Origin of the sequence: Chitinophaga sp. Cy-1792, from assembly GCF_011752935.1 — a bacterium.
Classification (GTDB): domain Bacteria; phylum Bacteroidota; class Bacteroidia; order Chitinophagales; family Chitinophagaceae; genus Chitinophaga.
Genome location: NZ_VWWO01000003.1, coordinates 1140286 through 1155340 on the forward strand (window position 1 = coordinate 1140286; position 15055 = coordinate 1155340).

14 protein-coding genes are annotated in these 15055 nt (G+C 43.0%); 10 read left to right on the forward strand and 4 right to left on the reverse strand.

Annotation, left to right across the window (positions count from 1 at the left end; translation table 11 throughout):
• Positions 1-58: 58 nt before the first annotated feature.
• Both pyrE and F3J22_RS29905 read left to right on the forward strand, forming a co-directional pair.
• The gene (pyrE, locus tag F3J22_RS29900) at positions 59-694 is read left to right on the forward strand and encodes an orotate phosphoribosyltransferase (RefSeq protein ID WP_167021636.1); all 636 of its coding nucleotides are present in this window, start codon (positions 59-61) and stop codon (positions 692-694) included.
• A gap of 62 nt (positions 695-756) precedes the next feature.
• Entirely contained in the window at positions 757-1131 is a 375-nt protein-coding gene (locus F3J22_RS29905; protein WP_167021637.1) for a heavy-metal-associated domain-containing protein, read from the forward strand.
• 67 nt (positions 1132-1198) lie between these two features.
• Here F3J22_RS29905 and F3J22_RS29910 read toward each other — a convergent pair whose 3' ends face one another.
• Positions 1199-1633 carry a hypothetical protein gene (locus F3J22_RS29910; protein ID WP_167021638.1) on the reverse strand — a complete coding sequence of 145 codons (435 nt, stop codon included), beginning with the start codon at positions 1631-1633 and terminating at the stop codon, positions 1199-1201.
• A gap of 181 nt (positions 1634-1814) precedes the next feature.
• Positions 1815-2270, reverse strand: coding sequence for an LEA type 2 family protein (locus tag F3J22_RS29915; RefSeq protein WP_167021639.1), 456 nt, complete (start codon positions 2268-2270; stop codon positions 1815-1817).
• A 255-nt stretch (positions 2271-2525) separates the two neighbouring features.
• Between F3J22_RS29915 and F3J22_RS29920 the strand changes: the two genes are divergently transcribed.
• Both F3J22_RS29920 and F3J22_RS29925 read left to right on the forward strand, forming a co-directional pair.
• On the forward strand, positions 2526-3149 hold the full coding sequence (locus tag F3J22_RS29920) for a WbqC family protein (RefSeq protein ID WP_240155239.1): 624 nt from the start codon (positions 2526-2528) through the stop codon (positions 3147-3149).
• A 256-nt stretch (positions 3150-3405) separates the two neighbouring features.
• Positions 3406-4806 (forward strand): arginine decarboxylase, encoded by a 1401-nt coding sequence (locus F3J22_RS29925; RefSeq protein WP_167021641.1) that lies wholly within the window; start codon positions 3406-3408, stop codon positions 4804-4806.
• A 359-nt stretch (positions 4807-5165) separates the two neighbouring features.
• On the opposite strand, the gene F3J22_RS29930 is transcribed toward F3J22_RS29925, so the two are convergent.
• Together F3J22_RS29930 and F3J22_RS29935 are read right to left on the reverse strand one after the other, a co-directional pair.
• A complete protein-coding gene (locus F3J22_RS29930; protein WP_167021642.1) occupies positions 5166-5999 on the reverse strand; it encodes a hypothetical protein in 834 nt (277 codons plus the stop codon).
• A gap of 183 nt (positions 6000-6182) precedes the next feature.
• On the reverse strand, positions 6183-6623 hold the full coding sequence (locus tag F3J22_RS29935; protein WP_167021643.1) for an Hsp20/alpha crystallin family protein: 441 nt from the start codon (positions 6621-6623) through the stop codon (positions 6183-6185).
• 235 nt (positions 6624-6858) lie between these two features.
• Between F3J22_RS29935 and F3J22_RS29940 the strand changes: the two genes are divergently transcribed.
• From F3J22_RS29940 to F3J22_RS29965, 6 genes are all read left to right on the forward strand, one after another.
• A complete protein-coding gene (locus F3J22_RS29940; RefSeq protein ID WP_167021644.1) occupies positions 6859-7272 on the forward strand; it encodes a BrxA/BrxB family bacilliredoxin in 414 nt (137 codons plus the stop codon).
• Positions 7273-7397: 125 nt separating this feature from the next.
• The gene (locus tag F3J22_RS29945) at positions 7398-8699 is read left to right on the forward strand and encodes a prolipoprotein diacylglyceryl transferase (protein WP_167021645.1); all 1302 of its coding nucleotides are present in this window, start codon (positions 7398-7400) and stop codon (positions 8697-8699) included.
• A gap of 11 nt (positions 8700-8710) precedes the next feature.
• Positions 8711-9136, forward strand: coding sequence for a hemerythrin domain-containing protein (locus F3J22_RS29950; RefSeq protein WP_167021646.1), 426 nt, complete (start codon positions 8711-8713; stop codon positions 9134-9136).
• A 43-nt stretch (positions 9137-9179) separates the two neighbouring features.
• Complete coding sequence (locus F3J22_RS29955; protein ID WP_167021647.1) at positions 9180-10685, forward strand: arylsulfatase; 1506 nt, start codon at positions 9180-9182, stop codon at positions 10683-10685.
• Positions 10686-10969: 284 nt separating this feature from the next.
• On the forward strand, positions 10970-11908 hold the full coding sequence (locus tag F3J22_RS29960; protein ID WP_167021648.1) for a DUF2167 domain-containing protein: 939 nt from the start codon (positions 10970-10972) through the stop codon (positions 11906-11908).
• A 379-nt stretch (positions 11909-12287) separates the two neighbouring features.
• Positions 12288-14768, forward strand: a complete 2481-nt coding sequence (locus F3J22_RS29965; RefSeq protein ID WP_167021649.1) for an outer membrane beta-barrel family protein — start codon at positions 12288-12290, stop codon at positions 14766-14768.
• Positions 14769-15055 lie beyond the last annotated feature (287 nt).

The window sequence follows — 15055 nt, forward strand, 5'->3', positions numbered from 1 at the left end:
TGGTTAGCGATTGTATTGTGGTATTATTACGAATTAAATCAATAATTTTGGCGCTTGTATGACTAAAATAAGCGAAAAACAAGTTGCAGAAAAACTGCTGCAGGTGCAGGCAGTTAAGTTGAGTCCGGCCCAGCCTTTTACCTGGGCTTCCGGCTGGAAATCTCCTATCTATTGCGATAACAGGAAGATCTTATCTTATCCTTACGTGCGCGACTATATTAAATCTGAGTTGTGCAATGTAGTGTTTGAGACTTTCCCTGATGCCGCAGTAATTGCAGGTGTTGCCACTGCGGGTATCCCGCATGGTGCGCTGGTGGCTGATCAGCTGAAGCTGCCATTTATTTATGTTCGCTCCAAGCCTAAAGAGCACGGTATGGGCAACCAGATCGAAGGCGTACTGCAACCTGGTCAGCAGGTGGTAGTAGTCGAAGACCTGATCTCTACCGGTAAAAGCAGTCTGGAAGCGGTACAGGCTATCCGTGCAGCCGGCGGCGAAGTGATCGGTATGGTATCTATCTTCAACTATGGTTTCGATGTAGCGGTAAAAGCATTTGAAGCTGCCGGTGTTCCTTACTACTCGCTGAGCAACTACAACGCTATGATTGCCCTCGCGGAAGAAAAAGGTATCGTTTCTGCTGACGATGTTACACTGCTGCAATCCTGGAGAAGTGCGCCAGACCAGTGGGGTAAATAGTATCTGTGAGAAAATCTTTATATAGTACCTTTTTTGTATATTGGACAAGTAAAACGAAAACTATGCGTACCTTAAAATTACTCATGCTGTTGCTGGTTAGTACCTTCGGTATGGCGATGGCGCAACAGAAGCAGAAAACAATCGTTACTGTGAAAATCAGTACGCCAACTGTTCAGTGCGAGTCATGCAAAAACCGTATCGAAAGATACCTGTCCCGCGAAGAAGGTGTTGAAACTGCGAAAGTAGATTTCAAGAAACATATTACTACTGTGAAGTATTGGACCGATCGTACCAATATCGAAAACATCAAAACCGCAATTGCAAACTGTGGTTATGATGCCGATAACATCACTGCCAATACAGAGTCTTACGCTAAACTGCCTACCTGCTGCAAAAAGCCGGAAGATGGTGGTGGCATGGACCCTAAGAAACACTAATTGGTTTTCTTTCCATAAAAAAAGCCCGTTTCTACTCAGTAGAGACGGGCTTTTGATTTAAAAGGTATTATTCGTCGCTTTCGTGGTATTGCATAGTGTTATCCTTCTTGTAAATATATATGGTGTGGTATACAGGAGGCTCATCTGGCAGGATTTCAGCATATTCCCGGATAAATGCAAACTGGTCCTCATAATCCTGTTGCAAGATCGTTTTTGTTGGTGTGTGCCGGGAGGTATGAAAATCTGCTGGTTGCTGACCAGCCGGAACAAAATATCTGGATTGCCGGATTTCATTGATCAGCCTTTGTTTGTCGGAAGAAGTGATGCTTATCGTGAATTCTTCAAAGTATTCTCCCGGAGCAACCCCTGAGTGTTTATAGACTATTTTGAAATCATCATGCGGTTCCAGTTGATGTTGTGCCAATAACTTTTTGGCGTCTGAATTGGAAAAGAAATAATCTGCAGTAAACCAACTGGTTATTCCCCAGAGAAGGAGTGCCACATACCCTCCAAGTACCCATTTTGCCAGGCGGGGGAACCCCTAGTTTTTTAGGAAGATAGTAAAACAAAAAACCAATGCCTGTAGGAATTCCGAGCATGAAAATCCACCACAGGACGATAAGAAAAAATACGTCCAATGAAAAAAAAATGAATAGTAAACAGAATAGGTGAGTGGTTATTATTTAGAAGAAGTTCAGCGGTTGTTTGGTTTCACATTTAATCGGGAATGGGATGAATACACCGCCTTTACCCACTTTACATTTGCCGGTAGCCTTGATCATGACTTCTTTATTGGCAAATGCGCTGAAAGCATTTTTGAAAACGTTGCCCATATTCACTTCCAGGCGTACCGGGAAGTAGAAGGTATCTTTTGCAGGGATGTTGATAACGGTGTCCTGGATAGAATGGCCTACTTCCACGTCGTTCATGAACAGGTCGAAGTTGGCATCTTTCAGCTGAAGGCGGTATGGATTCGGATTGTAGTAGGCGAGGGTCATCTTCACGGTACTTTTCGACATACCCAGTTCTCCCAGGTCAAAGCCTGCAACGCGGACGAACTCGAGATCTTTCATTTTCTCGCAGGATGCGGCAATACCCCAGATGGCAAAAACTACTAATACAACACGAAATACTTTCATATCGGACGGCTGAAAATTTTCCCAAACCTACAGCAAAGGATTTTATTTCTCAAATAGCATGTTTGGAATTAGGAAACAATTAACGGAGTGGATAAGTAGGCGGAACTGGCTGTAGTCTGCTAAAAATCAATTCGTACAGGTCTAAATACTTCGTATTTTTGCGCTCCGGTAAAAAATTCGGTTGCACGAATGGAGGGCCGGGAACTTTAAATCACAGTATGGCCGTGAGGTCTTAATTTTTTTGACAGGATGTCAATGGATGTAAAGAATCAAACATTATTAATTGAGTCTCAGTACTTTCCGTCAGTGAATTTTTATCAGGCCCTGGCCGGATATGAAAACCTCCTGATCGAGAAATTTGAACATTACCAGAAGGTGAGCTACCGGAACCGTTGTTACCTGGCGGGTCCTAATGGCCGTATGATCCTGAGTGTACCCCTGACTAAGGGTAAGAACCAGCGTACGGTGATGAAGGATGTCAGGATCAGCAATGAAGAGAAGTGGCAGTCGCTGCACTGGAAGACGCTGGTTTCTGCCTACCGTCGTTCGCCATGGTTCGAGTATTATGAGCCGGAGCTGGAGGCTTTGTATGAAAAGCCTTTTGAGTATCTGCTCGACTGGAACATGGCCTGTATGGAGTGGGCGAATAACAAACTGGGTCTCTCTCAAACAATTACATTTACCGATGGTTATGAGAAGACGGTAAGCGGGGTAGATGATATGCGTGATAAACTGGTGCCGGGTATTGTTCCGGAAGATTCGCCGGTTTATACCCAGGTGTTTGAGGACCGCACCGGTTTTCTGCGGGGAATGAGCATCCTTGACCTGCTTTTCTGTGAGGGAAAACAGGCGGCGGAGATCATCTCACAAGCAAAATAAAATATTAAATATTTTAACTTAATCAGTTGATTTATAATAGTTAGTATATTTGCCGTTTGTTCTGAGCGAAATTCAACCCCCACAGGAGAAAAAATTTAACGGAGCAATCGACAAAATATTTAGCTTTGCAACCAATTTTGCTGGGTTTCGAACTGACGTAGGTGTGTAAACCAGGAGTTTTCCAGCGGGGAAAAGGAGCATTTATCCTGAAGTTTAAATTTTATTACTCATTCCTAAAATTCATTCTCAGCATTAAATGAATAGCACCTACACAGACCTCGTTCAACAGACGTTTGAGTTTCCACAGGAGGGCTTTGAAGTACAAGACAACTACCTGCAATTCAACGGTCTGGATATTAAAGCGTTGATCGACAAGTATGGGACACCATTCAAGCTGACTTATCTGCCCAAAATCGGGATGCAGATTAATAAGGCTAAGAAAATGTTCAATGATGCCATTAAAAAGAACCGGTATGATGGCGAGTATTTCTACTGCTATTGTACTAAAAGTTCTCACTTTTCTTTCATTATGGAAGAAACGCTGAAACATGGCATTCACATCGAAACATCTTCGGCATACGATATTGATATTATCAATAAACTGTATGAGCGTAAGAAAATCAATAAGGAAACTTTTGTAATCTGTAATGGATTCAAAACCAAGCCTTACACCAGAGCAATCTCTAAACTGATCAATTCAGGGTTCAAAAATGTAGTCCCTGTACTGGATAATAAAGAGGAGCTGGAAGATTACCAGAAAAACGTAAGGACAAAAGACAAAGTTAAGATCGGCCTGCGTATCGCCGCAGAGGAAGAGCCTACCTTTGACTTCTATACCTCCCGTCTGGGTATTCGTTCCAGGGATATTCTGGAGTTTTACGTAGATAAACTGAAAGGAAACCAGAAGTTTGAGCTGAAAATGCTGCACTTCTTTATGAATAAGGGTATCAAGGATGATATCTATTACTGGAGCCAGTTTAATAGAGCCATGAACCTTTACTGCCAGCTGAAAAAAATCTGTCCGGAACTGGATAGCGTTAATATCGGCGGTGGTTTCCCAATCAAGCACTCCCTGGGCTTTGATTATGACTATAATTACATTGTAAATGAAATTGTAGCCAATATCAAAAGCATGTGTAAGAAGAATAAAGTGCCGGTACCGAATATCTTCACTGAATTTGGTTCTTTCACAGTAGGAGAGAGTGGCGCGGTGATCTACAGCGTTATTGGAGAAAAAATCCAGAACGATCGTGAAACCTGGTATATGATTGACAGCTCATTCATTACTACGCTTCCTGATACCTGGGGCATCGGTGAGAAATTCCTGATGTTGCCGATCAATAAGTGGGGTGAAGAATACCAGGAGGTGCATTTAGGAGGTATTACCTGTGACGGGTATGACTTCTACACCTCAGAAGAGCATATTAACGCCGTGTTCCTGCCTAAAACAGGAAATGTGCAGGAGCCGTTATATATCGGTTTCTTCCATACCGGCGCCTACCAGGACCAGCTCAGTGGTTACGGTGGTATCAAGCACTGCCTGATCCCGTCGCCTAAGCACGTCATCGTAGGTTACGATAAAAACGGACAGCTGAAAGACTGGTTGTATGCCAAAGAACAATCAGCACAAAGCATGTTGAAAATATTGGGTTATTAAAAAAATGGGTTAGTAATCCTCAGCCTCCTGATTTTTCAGGAGGCTTTTTTTTGCGTTATAGTGCCGGAAAATAAAAGAAGCCTTTCATGGGAATGAAAGGCTCTATCATGGCATAGGTAAGATTAGATTATTTCTCAGTATAAGGACAATAGGATAATTTCTTTTGAGAACAGCACAAAGGTACTGCGCTGATTGCAGCTGAAGAATCCCAAAAAGTTGTAATTTTTGTAATAAGATAATATTTTGAGATCTTTTGCGTTGTGCCCTCTTTTCGGTTATTTCCTTCCTAAATAATTGATACACATATTATTTATGAATTGATGTGTTTGCTATTGTGTAGCTCACACTTCCGTGTAGTATCATTGATCTGTGCTCTCGTTCAAGTAGTTGATAGCAATGCCACACTGTTTTTCGATCTCAGAAAAGCAGGCTTCGAGCAGTTCCAGCTCACCATTTACAAAGGCAGACTGCCCGGAGCGGGAAAAGCCCTTTACCAGGAGAAACTGCTTTGTGAGCTGCTGATTGATAATAGAGAGTTGCTGCTGTTGCTGCTGCAGGGTTTTCTTCTTCTCAATAGCGATAATGCTTTTGTAATAGGAGCCCAGGGACCGCAGGAGGAAAAGCATATAAACGCCTACCAGGAAAGGGTTGGAGAGGTATTGAAACGATCTGGAAAATCCAGGCGACACGTACAAGGTGATTCCCTCCAGTTTCAGCCAGGCCACCAGCGAAAGATAGGCCACCAGAAAGGCGGTAGCTGATAGCGCCGCCGCTAAATTGACGGTGATATAGCATAGTAATATGCTCATAAACCAGATGCAGGCATATTTTGCCGTAATATCCTGGTTGTTGAAAAAAGACGACAGGATGGGCATCAGCAGCGTTGTGTAGGATGTCAGGCCGCCAACAAATTTTGCTGAAACACTTTTCCGTAAAAGGAAAAGGCAGATCAGTAACATGACAGCAATGAACGGAATGAGAATGAGGTTTACATCATTCATAGTGATCATGGCCAGCAGTGCTACAGGCATCAGTGCACAACAATAAAAAAAGATATAGTCGAAGAGTAGCTTAATCTTGGCCTGTTCGTACAGATCACCTGTTTTGCTGAGTGCTGGCCCTATGGTGGCGCGTTCTGCATTGAGATAGATGTTCTTGATGAATAGCCAGGCTCCCCTGAAGAATTTTACCATTACTCCAAGCTTATGTATGCAAATTATTGCAATAAAAAGTACTACAGCTTCAACTTTTGTGTGAATTACGTTTACTGCTTATATTAAGAAGAAAAGCCATCTCTATCAGATAGAGATGGCCTTCCTGTTTTTCTAAACCCCCATATTCATTCGCAATTCCGTCAAAAAAATTACGACTAACCCTTATTCAACTACTATAGCTTTAGGTTGTTCCTGTGTATTTTCCTTTTTTGGTAAGGCTACTTTCAGGATACCGTTTTCATATTTTGCAACGATCTTGCTGGTGTCGATCGAGTCGCCAATGGTGAAAGAACGTTTGAACGATCTGAAGGAGAACTCGCGGCGTACCTGTTTTTCGTTTTCGTCTTTAGCTTCTGCTTTCCTGTCGGCGCTGATGGTCAATGATTTTGCATCTGCATTGATTTTAAAATCTTCTTTACTGAATCCTGGAGCAACTACGTCGATGTTGAATCCTTCTTTGTTTTCTGTGATATTTACCGGAGGGTGAGTGGTAAAGTAGTCGTTCGTCAGAAAATCATCTTTCGCAACTTTATTCCATCCATTCGTTAAAATATTTTCTACCAATCCATTAAAAGTTTTAGGTCCAAATGTTACGTGTGTCATAGTCTTTATCTTTTTTGTGGTGTTTTTATTTTTTGTTTTACACCTGATGCAGATCAAACCGGATACCATATGACTAAAACTGCTATTTTGTTAGTAAAATGGTTACAGATTATGACATTATGTCTGATTAATTGTTTGTAAAATGTCAAAAAGTCCATTTCTCTGGTCATTTTTTTATTGTTTGGCTGGTTTAGATTAACTTTGGAGAAATTCTAACTAAAAAATTCATAATTATATGTATCCAGCGGAATTAGTATTGCCAAGAAAGGCCGAACTGACCGACAATGGTTTTGAGGAAATGGTCACTAAAGCTCAGGTAGATGACACACTGAAGAAAGAAGGTACAACACTGGTAGTTATAAATTCAGTTTGCGGCTGTTCTGCAGGTACTGCCCGTCCGGGTGCCCTGATGGCGGTTGCACATAGCGAAAAGAAACCAGACAGACTCACAACCAGCTTTGCAGGTTTTGACCTGGAAGCAGTACAGGCCGTTCGTGAGCACCTGCTGCCTTATCCTCCGTCTTCTCCGGCTATCGCACTGTTTAAAGACGGTCAGCTGGTTCACTTCATCGAACGTCATATGATTGAAGGACGCTCCGCGCAGATGATCGCTGCTAACCTGATTGACGCATTCGAACAATATTGCTAACTTTTATTTAAGCAATTTGAATTTCTAAATTCAAACTTGTATCGTATTTTGGTGGTTTGATTTTCCTTATAGACTAATTCGGCTTTGTTCATAGGAAAGTTCAGATCACCAATTTTTTTTCGGCTATGTATCCTAATTTATATTACGCTTTTAAAGACCTGTTAGGCCTGGAAATCCCTTTCCTTAAACTGTTTCAGACTTTTGGATTCTTCGTTGCCATTGCTTTTCTCGCTGCTGCCTATGTGCTTACCCAGGAGTTGAAACGCCGTGAAAAATTAGGCTGGATGCAGGGAGTACAGGAAAAAGTATTGATCGGCCAGCCTGTTACCAACGCTGAAATTATTGTCAATGGCCTTGTAGGATTCCTCCTCGGACTGAAAATCGTTGGCCTGATGTTGAACTGGGATAATGCCATGCAGGACTTCCAGGGATATATGATGTCGATGCAGGGAAGTATGGCGGCAGGTATCATTGGCCTGATCCTTTTTGCAGGATACAAAATCTACAGACGTCAGCAAACGCTTAAAAATACACAACGCAAGGAAGAGATCGTAACCATCATGCCGCATCAGCGTGTGCCGGATTTCACGGTAATGGCTGCTGTTGCGGGACTCATCGGTGCCAAAATTTTCCATAACCTGGAAAACTGGAACGATTTCGTGGCAGATCCAATAGGCGCACTGCTTTCCTTTAGCGGACTTACTTTCTACGGTGGTCTCATCGTAGCAGCGATCGTTATCATCAACTACGCCAAAAAGAAAAAAATCAATATCCGTCAACTGATCGACAGCGCTGCTCCGGCACTCATGCTCGCATACGGTATCGGAAGAATGGGCTGCCATTTCGCTGGCGACGGCGACTGGGGTATTTACAACTCTGCCTACGCTACCGATAACATGGGTAAAGTAGTGAAAGTGGCCCCTGCACAGTTTGCAGAAGAAGTACAGAAAAACGCTAACTTCTTCGTTCCGCAATATGGCAGTATTGAAAATATTCCGCACGCTGCCTTTGAAAAACCAGCAGCATTAGGGTTCATGCCAGACTGGTTCTTTGCCTATGGCTACCCGCACAACGTAGTTAAAGAAGGTGTTCAGATGGCTAACTGTGATGGTCAGTACTGTAAGGTATTGCCTATAGCCGTATATCCTACTCCGTTATATGAAATAATAGCCTGCATAGGACTCTTCCTGGTATTATGGGCTATCCGTAAACGTGTCACCGTTCCTGGTGTTATCTTCGGTATATATCTTGTACTGAATGGCGTTGAGCGGTTTTTTATCGAGAAGATCAGGGTAAATACCAAGTACAATATTTTTGGATTTCATCCGACACAGGCAGAGATTATTTCTGCACTGATGGTGATAGGTGGATTGGCGTTAATATGGTATTGCAACAAGACTAAACGCACTGAAACCGCGGCTTCCTGATAGATATAATTATGCAGAGACATTCCACTTTAGTGCCCCTGTCACACGAGCACAAGCGTCTTTTATTTGTGTGCCGCTATCTGAAAAAAGATGCGGCACCTTATGAGGGCTTTCCTTTAGAAACACAAGCAAAATTTGAATATGCAGTACGTATTTTCCAGGAGGTAATGGTGCCGCATATCCAGAAAGAAGACCACCTCTTTGAGAAATGTACAGGGCTGAACCCCGCTGTGGATGCAGCTATTGTCGAATTGCAGGCCGAACACCGCACTATTTCCAGGATCTATACCATGCTCTCAGAAAGTGATAACCTGGATGAGGATATGGACTTACTGGCCAGAAGCCTGGAAGCACATATCCGTAAAGAAGAACGTAACTTTTTCGAGTTACTGCAACAGGAACTTCCACAAGTCCTTGATAGTATGCGGTTGGAATAATGCCGCCTATTTTCTATCTTGTTTATCCATAACCGGATGAACAATGAAGATAAATCTACAAAAGAGTAAGTATGTCTTACTTCTTATCCTATTGCCATTAGTGGGCTTCTCCCAGGGAAGTAAAAAGAATACCCGTAAACCAAATATCATTTATATATATGCAGATGATTTGGGTTATGGAGAATTAGGTTGCTATGGCCAGACAAAAATCAAAACCCCGCATCTGGATGAGCTCGCCCGTCAGGGGATGAGGTTTACACAACATTATACAAGTACGCCAGTATGTGCACCTGCCAGGTGTATGCTGATGACCGGACGCCATGGAGGTCATTCCTATATCAGGGGCAACTATGAGTTAGGTGGCTTTGCAGACAGCACAGAAGGTGGTCAGATGCCGCTGCCGGAAAATACCATGACGATACCCAGGATGATGAAGGAAGCTGGTTATGCTACCGGAGCCGTCGGCAAGTGGGGGCTGGGGATGCCACAAAATACCGGTAGTCCGGTAAGCCAGGGATTTGATTACTTCTACGGATATATGGACCAGAAGCAGGCCCATAATTTCTACCCCACCCATCTTTGGGAAAATGAACGTTGGGATACCCTTGATAATCCTTACATCTATGTACACCAGGCGTTGAAGCCCGATGAAAATGATCCTGCAGCTTTTGCCAGATTCACCGGCAAAACCTATAGCATGGACAAAATGGGTGAAAAAGCGGTAGCATTTATCCGTGAACATAAAAACGAGCCTTTCTTCCTTTACCTGCCCTTCACCGGCCCGCATGTTTCATTGCAGGCACCGGATTCAGCTGTAAATGCCTATAAAGATAAATTCAATGACAAGCCTTATCGCGGAGAAAGAGGTTATGCTTCTACTTTGTACCCAAGGGCTACCTATGCTGCCATGATTACCTATCTGGATTCCCAGGTAGGAAAGGTTTGGGAGCTGGTGAAGCAACTCGGCCTGGAAGACAATACCATTATTATGTTTTCCAGTGATAATGGTGCTACTTTTTCTGCCGGCGGCGCTGATGTGGAGTATTTCAATAGTAATGGCGGATTACGCGGTGCGAAACAGGACCTTTACGAAGGTGGTATCAGAGAGCCGTTTATCGCCTACTGGCGTGGACACATTCCATCAGGTGCTACAAATGATATGATTTCAGTGCAGTATGATATGATGGCCACTTTTGCTGATTTTGCCGGTATTAAGGCGCCAAAAAATGATGGTGTTTCGCTGGTGCCTACCTTAACCGGAAATACTGCCAAACAGCAACAGCATCCATACCTGTATTTCGAATTTCCGGAAAAAGGTGGCCAGGTAGCCATCATAATGGGTGACTGGAAAGGAGTGAAAAGTAACATGAAGAAGAACAAATACGCTGCATGGGAGATATATAACCTGAAGAACGACCGCAGTGAAACTAAAGATCTGGCCGCTGCTCATCCGGAGTTGGCGAAGCAGTTCGAAAGTATTCTTAAAAAAGAACATCGCGACAGTCACCTGGCAGAGTGGGAATTTATCGATTCCAGGATGACTAAATAATATTAAAATTGGTTTTTACATTTAGGAGGCTGACAAGGAAAGATTATGGTCAGTCTCCTATTTGTTTTAAGGGCCTAAACGCCTTACTACGCAGGATATTACGATACCCCCTATATATAGAAATGAGCCTTTAGTGCTATTTTTTCCGTTGTGAAATTATCTACCTTCATTGTACTATATATGCTAACTAGTCCAAAAATTTTTGCCATCTCCCTGAATAACCCCACTATTTATTCCATTCATCTATACTGCTAATCCGCTTTTTTTATGCCAAATACTTCTGTATGGAAAGACTCGTTCGGGTTTTCTGCTTTGTTTTCTTTTTAACTGTAGCACTATTTTCAAATGTAACTGCCTCAAAATTGCCGGAGGATAATCTCAACAGGTATGAGTTACCTGGGCGAACGGACTCCATTATGTCTTCTTTTTCGTGGATTACAGGTCAGCAGCAGTTGCCGGAAGGTATGGCGCTGGCTATTCCCAAAGGATTCCGGTTGTTGTCGCAGCAGGATAGTTATACCCTGCTGACTGAATTATGGCATAATGATGTTCATCCCGGGCTGATTGGTGTCATGCTTCCGGAGCATGTGAGTCCTATGGATGCAGCTGTATGGGGAGTTACAATATATTATGAGTCAACAGGATACCAGAGTGAAAGGGAGCTGCTGGGTATTAATTATGATAAATTATTACGGGAGCGGAGGTTGGAACGCTACAGAAAACTAAGCAAATCTGAGGATTATGCCGTTGTTGCTCAATCTGGTGTTGAGTGGGCCGGACGCCCTTATTATGATTCGGAGAAGCATGTTTTGTATTGGCCCTGGCTTTATAAGAATGATGTTGCCGATAGGGGTATTTTGAATTATGAGGTTCGGTTTATGACCCATAAAGGGCAGGTTTGTTTCAATATTTTCGGCGATGGCCGTCAGCTGTCGCAGATTTTCGCCCAGGTGCCAGTGCTGGTGAACAGTGTGAAATACAATCCACGTATGGCAAAAGGCGCCTTTAATCTCCAGGCGAATCGTGTGGCTGCCTTCATGCCGGCTTCTTCTCAGTTTGATTTTACGCACCTTATTGAAGTACTGATGAATTGCTGGTTGTTTGTGGTGGTTTTCGGTATGTTGGTACTCTTTGTATATGGTATGCAATACCTTCATCGCGACCGTAAGCCAGTGAAACATTTATCCCGTCACCTGATTCGTATTGATGAGAGCCTGAATTAATTCCATCTATATAGTAAATTTTTAATATTCCGGAGATTACAGCCGGCTATTCCCTCTACCTATATATTATATATAATGACCTATGCGCGCCAATAAATCACCATTATTGGCGCTTTTTGTTCCTATAGGGTCAATGTCGACAAACGCTACCTTTTCTTTCTACTTTATGAAACATCCTTGATTTATAGTCGTCTTTAGGATGATTTGAGCAACTTTACCGATCATCACAACCTAATTGCCGCTTGTGTATAATTAAGAACTATGTATTGCATAATACCTACTTTTACATTGTAGTTGTTAAGCTACTGTAGTGGTTAAACCAAGGTTCTTAATTGCTATCAAGTACTGAAATCTAAAAAACCAAAAAAACCGCCCTTTTATGAAAGCAACGATTAAAGCGTTTATGATAACTTCCAGTTTGATAGGCGCTGCTTTTAGCTCTCAGGCTCAAACAAATCCCCAGAAAGTATCTGGTCTGGTAAACCAGGCCGACAACAAACCTGTAGAATTCGCGACTGTAACAATATTAAAAGCATCAGACTCCTCCCTGGTTAAAGGCGCTGTAGCAGATATAGCCGGTAAATATGAATTTGAAAGCGTAAAGCAGGGGAAATATATCATAGCAGCCACCTTTGTTGGCATGAACAAAGTATACAGCAACAGCTTTGAAGTGAAAAATGCATCGGTAGCGATGCCATCCATCACGCTGGTTGCCAATACCAAAAGTCTGAAAGCAGTGGATGTAACTGCACGCAGGCCTTTTATCGAACAGAAAGTTGACAAACTGGTTGTCAACGTAGAAAGCAGCATTGCCACTTCCGGTGGTACCGCCCTCGAAGCACTTGAAAAATCACCTAACCTGACAGTAGACAAAGATGGCAACATCTCTATGAAGGGAAAAAGTGGTGTGCTGATCCTCATAGATGGTAAACAAACCAGCATGTCGGCACAGGACATCGCGGAGCTGCTGAGAAGCATGCCGGCCACCAACCTGGACCAGATCGAGCTGATGTCCAACCCATCTTCCAAATACGATGCTGCAGGAAATGCGGGTATCATCAACCTGAAACTGAAAAAGAACACCAACTTCGGTACAAATGGTAGTGTAAACCTGGGCGTTGCGCAGGGGGTAAGACCACGATACAACGCCGGTCTGAACCTGAACAACCGTTCCGCCAAAGTGAATGTATTCGGTTCCTATAACTTCAGCCACCGTGAGCAGCAGTCTGATCTCTATATTTACCGCAGCATCAAAGATGTTAAAGGTACGCAGATCTTTGACCAGACAGGTTTTAACCACCAGCGTAGCGATTACAACGGCGGAAAAGTGGGGGTAGATTATTCCATTAACAAAAGAAACACCATCGGTGTGATGGTGGACCTGGCTATGCGTGAAGCAGACAGGCCAAACATCGGCAAAACTAAAATCGGATATGCCGGCCTGGTGGATTCTATTTTGAATACCAACTCTGCAAACACTGATTCCTGGAAAAGAGGCGCCTATAATATTAACTACCGTGGTATCCTGGATTCGACCGGTAAGGAATTAAACATCGACCTGGATTATGCTAAAAATACCGACAGGGCAAATTCGTTCATTACTGCACTGACAAATGATCCGGCAAGCCAGAAAGTGTTCAATTCTGATACTTCCCGTAACCTCCAGCCATCTACCATTACTATCAGAACAGGCAAAATTGACTATTCCCAGCCATTTACCAAACAGGGCAAACTGGAGCTGGGCGCCAAAGTAAGTTTTGTTACCAGCGACAACGACGCGCGTTTCGATTCTCTCCGTATCGCCAACTGGATTCCTGATACCTCCCGCTCCAATCATTTTATCTATAAAGAGAATGTGAATGCAGCATATGTGAACTTCAACAAACAGTACAAGGCATTCCAGGTGCAGGTGGGCTTACGTGCAGAACAGACAAATGTTACCGGTGAATCATCTTCTCTGAAAAAATCACAGGAAGGCGTGGTAAAAAATGATACCTCTTACTTCAACCTGTTCCCTAGCGCTGCCATCAGCTATAAAGCAGATAAGAACAATACCTTTGGCGTAACCTACAGTCGCAGGATCCAGCGCCCGAGCTATGAAGACTTAAATCCGTTCGAATTCTACCTGGACCGCTATACCATGGTATCCGGTAACCCTTACCTGAGACCACAATATTCCAACAATTTTGAACTGTCCCATACTTTCAAACAATTCCTGATCACGACATTAGGCTACTCTCATACAAAAGATAACCTGATGCGTATCCTGGAAGCAGAGAAAGACCCGGCCACCGGCGACACTACGATCGTTCGCTATAAATATATGAACGTAGCGAAATCTGATAAGGTAAACCTGAGTATTTCTGCTCCGCTGCCGATTACAAAATGGTGGAACAGCTTTACTACCATGTCATTTAACTATAATGTAGTACAGGCAAATGTTAATGATAACACGGTTAAACTGGATGCCTTCAGCTACTTCGGACGTACCCAGCAGACATTCACCATCAGTAAAAACACCACTGCAGAGTTAGTATTTATGTACATCTCTCCGCAGATTACCGATAACGAGTTATTCAAAATGAAATCTATGATGAGCGTGGATCTGGGCTTACAGCAGAAAGTATTGAATGGCAAAGGAACATTGAAACTGAATGTGACAGATATCTTCAAAACCATGTATGCCAGAGGAGAATTTTCAAATGTTGGTATGACCACTAACCTGAGAAGTTACTGGGATGCGCAGCAGGCAAGACTTAGCTTCGCTTACCGTTTTGGAAACTCAAATGTTAAAGCTGCCCGTGCCCGCCAGACAGGTTTGACAGATGAGCAGGGAAGAGTGAAGAACGGAGGAAATTGATAGCATAAGTTACTGATAAGTTATTACCGCGACCAAAGAGGGTTTTTTAGGTATATAAAAGGAAGAAGAAAGCGCGGTTCCGGATTTGGGCCGCGTTTTTTTCATTTCGTCACATAAAACGGGTATTTGGTGGAATTTCTGACAGGCAAAGACAGACTGATAGTATTTTTAGAAAAATTTTTTAGGGGGATATTTTTTCGTTAGATATCTACCCAGGTAGCTGATAATCAATCATAACGACACAAATTACGTGCTTCAGGAAGCCCTGGATTAAGCCCTTCTTTCCC

Excerpts from the sequence above, each read along its gene's own strand:
- pyrE (WP_167021636.1), top strand. The coding sequence starts at position 59 with ATGACTAAAATAAGCGAAAAACAAGTTGCAGAAAAACTGCTGCAGGTG.
- F3J22_RS29905 (WP_167021637.1), top strand. The coding sequence starts at position 757 with ATGCGTACCTTAAAATTACTCATGCTGTTGCTGGTTAGTACCTTCGGT.
- F3J22_RS29915 (WP_167021639.1), bottom strand. The coding sequence starts at position 2,270 with ATGAAAGTATTTCGTGTTGTATTAGTAGTTTTTGCCATCTGGGGTATT.
- F3J22_RS29920 (WP_240155239.1), top strand. The coding sequence starts at position 2,526 with ATGGATGTAAAGAATCAAACATTATTAATTGAGTCTCAGTACTTTCCG.
- F3J22_RS29925 (WP_167021641.1), top strand. The coding sequence starts at position 3,406 with ATGAATAGCACCTACACAGACCTCGTTCAACAGACGTTTGAGTTTCCA.
- F3J22_RS29930 (WP_167021642.1), bottom strand. The coding sequence starts at position 5,999 with ATGGTAAAATTCTTCAGGGGAGCCTGGCTATTCATCAAGAACATCTAT.
- F3J22_RS29935 (WP_167021643.1), bottom strand. The coding sequence starts at position 6,623 with ATGACACACGTAACATTTGGACCTAAAACTTTTAATGGATTGGTAGAA.
- F3J22_RS29940 (WP_167021644.1), top strand. The coding sequence starts at position 6,859 with ATGTATCCAGCGGAATTAGTATTGCCAAGAAAGGCCGAACTGACCGAC.
- F3J22_RS29945 (WP_167021645.1), top strand. The coding sequence starts at position 7,398 with ATGTATCCTAATTTATATTACGCTTTTAAAGACCTGTTAGGCCTGGAA.
- F3J22_RS29950 (WP_167021646.1), top strand. The coding sequence starts at position 8,711 with ATGCAGAGACATTCCACTTTAGTGCCCCTGTCACACGAGCACAAGCGT.
- F3J22_RS29955 (WP_167021647.1), top strand. The coding sequence starts at position 9,180 with ATGAAGATAAATCTACAAAAGAGTAAGTATGTCTTACTTCTTATCCTA.
- F3J22_RS29960 (WP_167021648.1), top strand. The coding sequence starts at position 10,970 with ATGGAAAGACTCGTTCGGGTTTTCTGCTTTGTTTTCTTTTTAACTGTA.
- F3J22_RS29965 (WP_167021649.1), top strand. The coding sequence starts at position 12,288 with ATGAAAGCAACGATTAAAGCGTTTATGATAACTTCCAGTTTGATAGGC.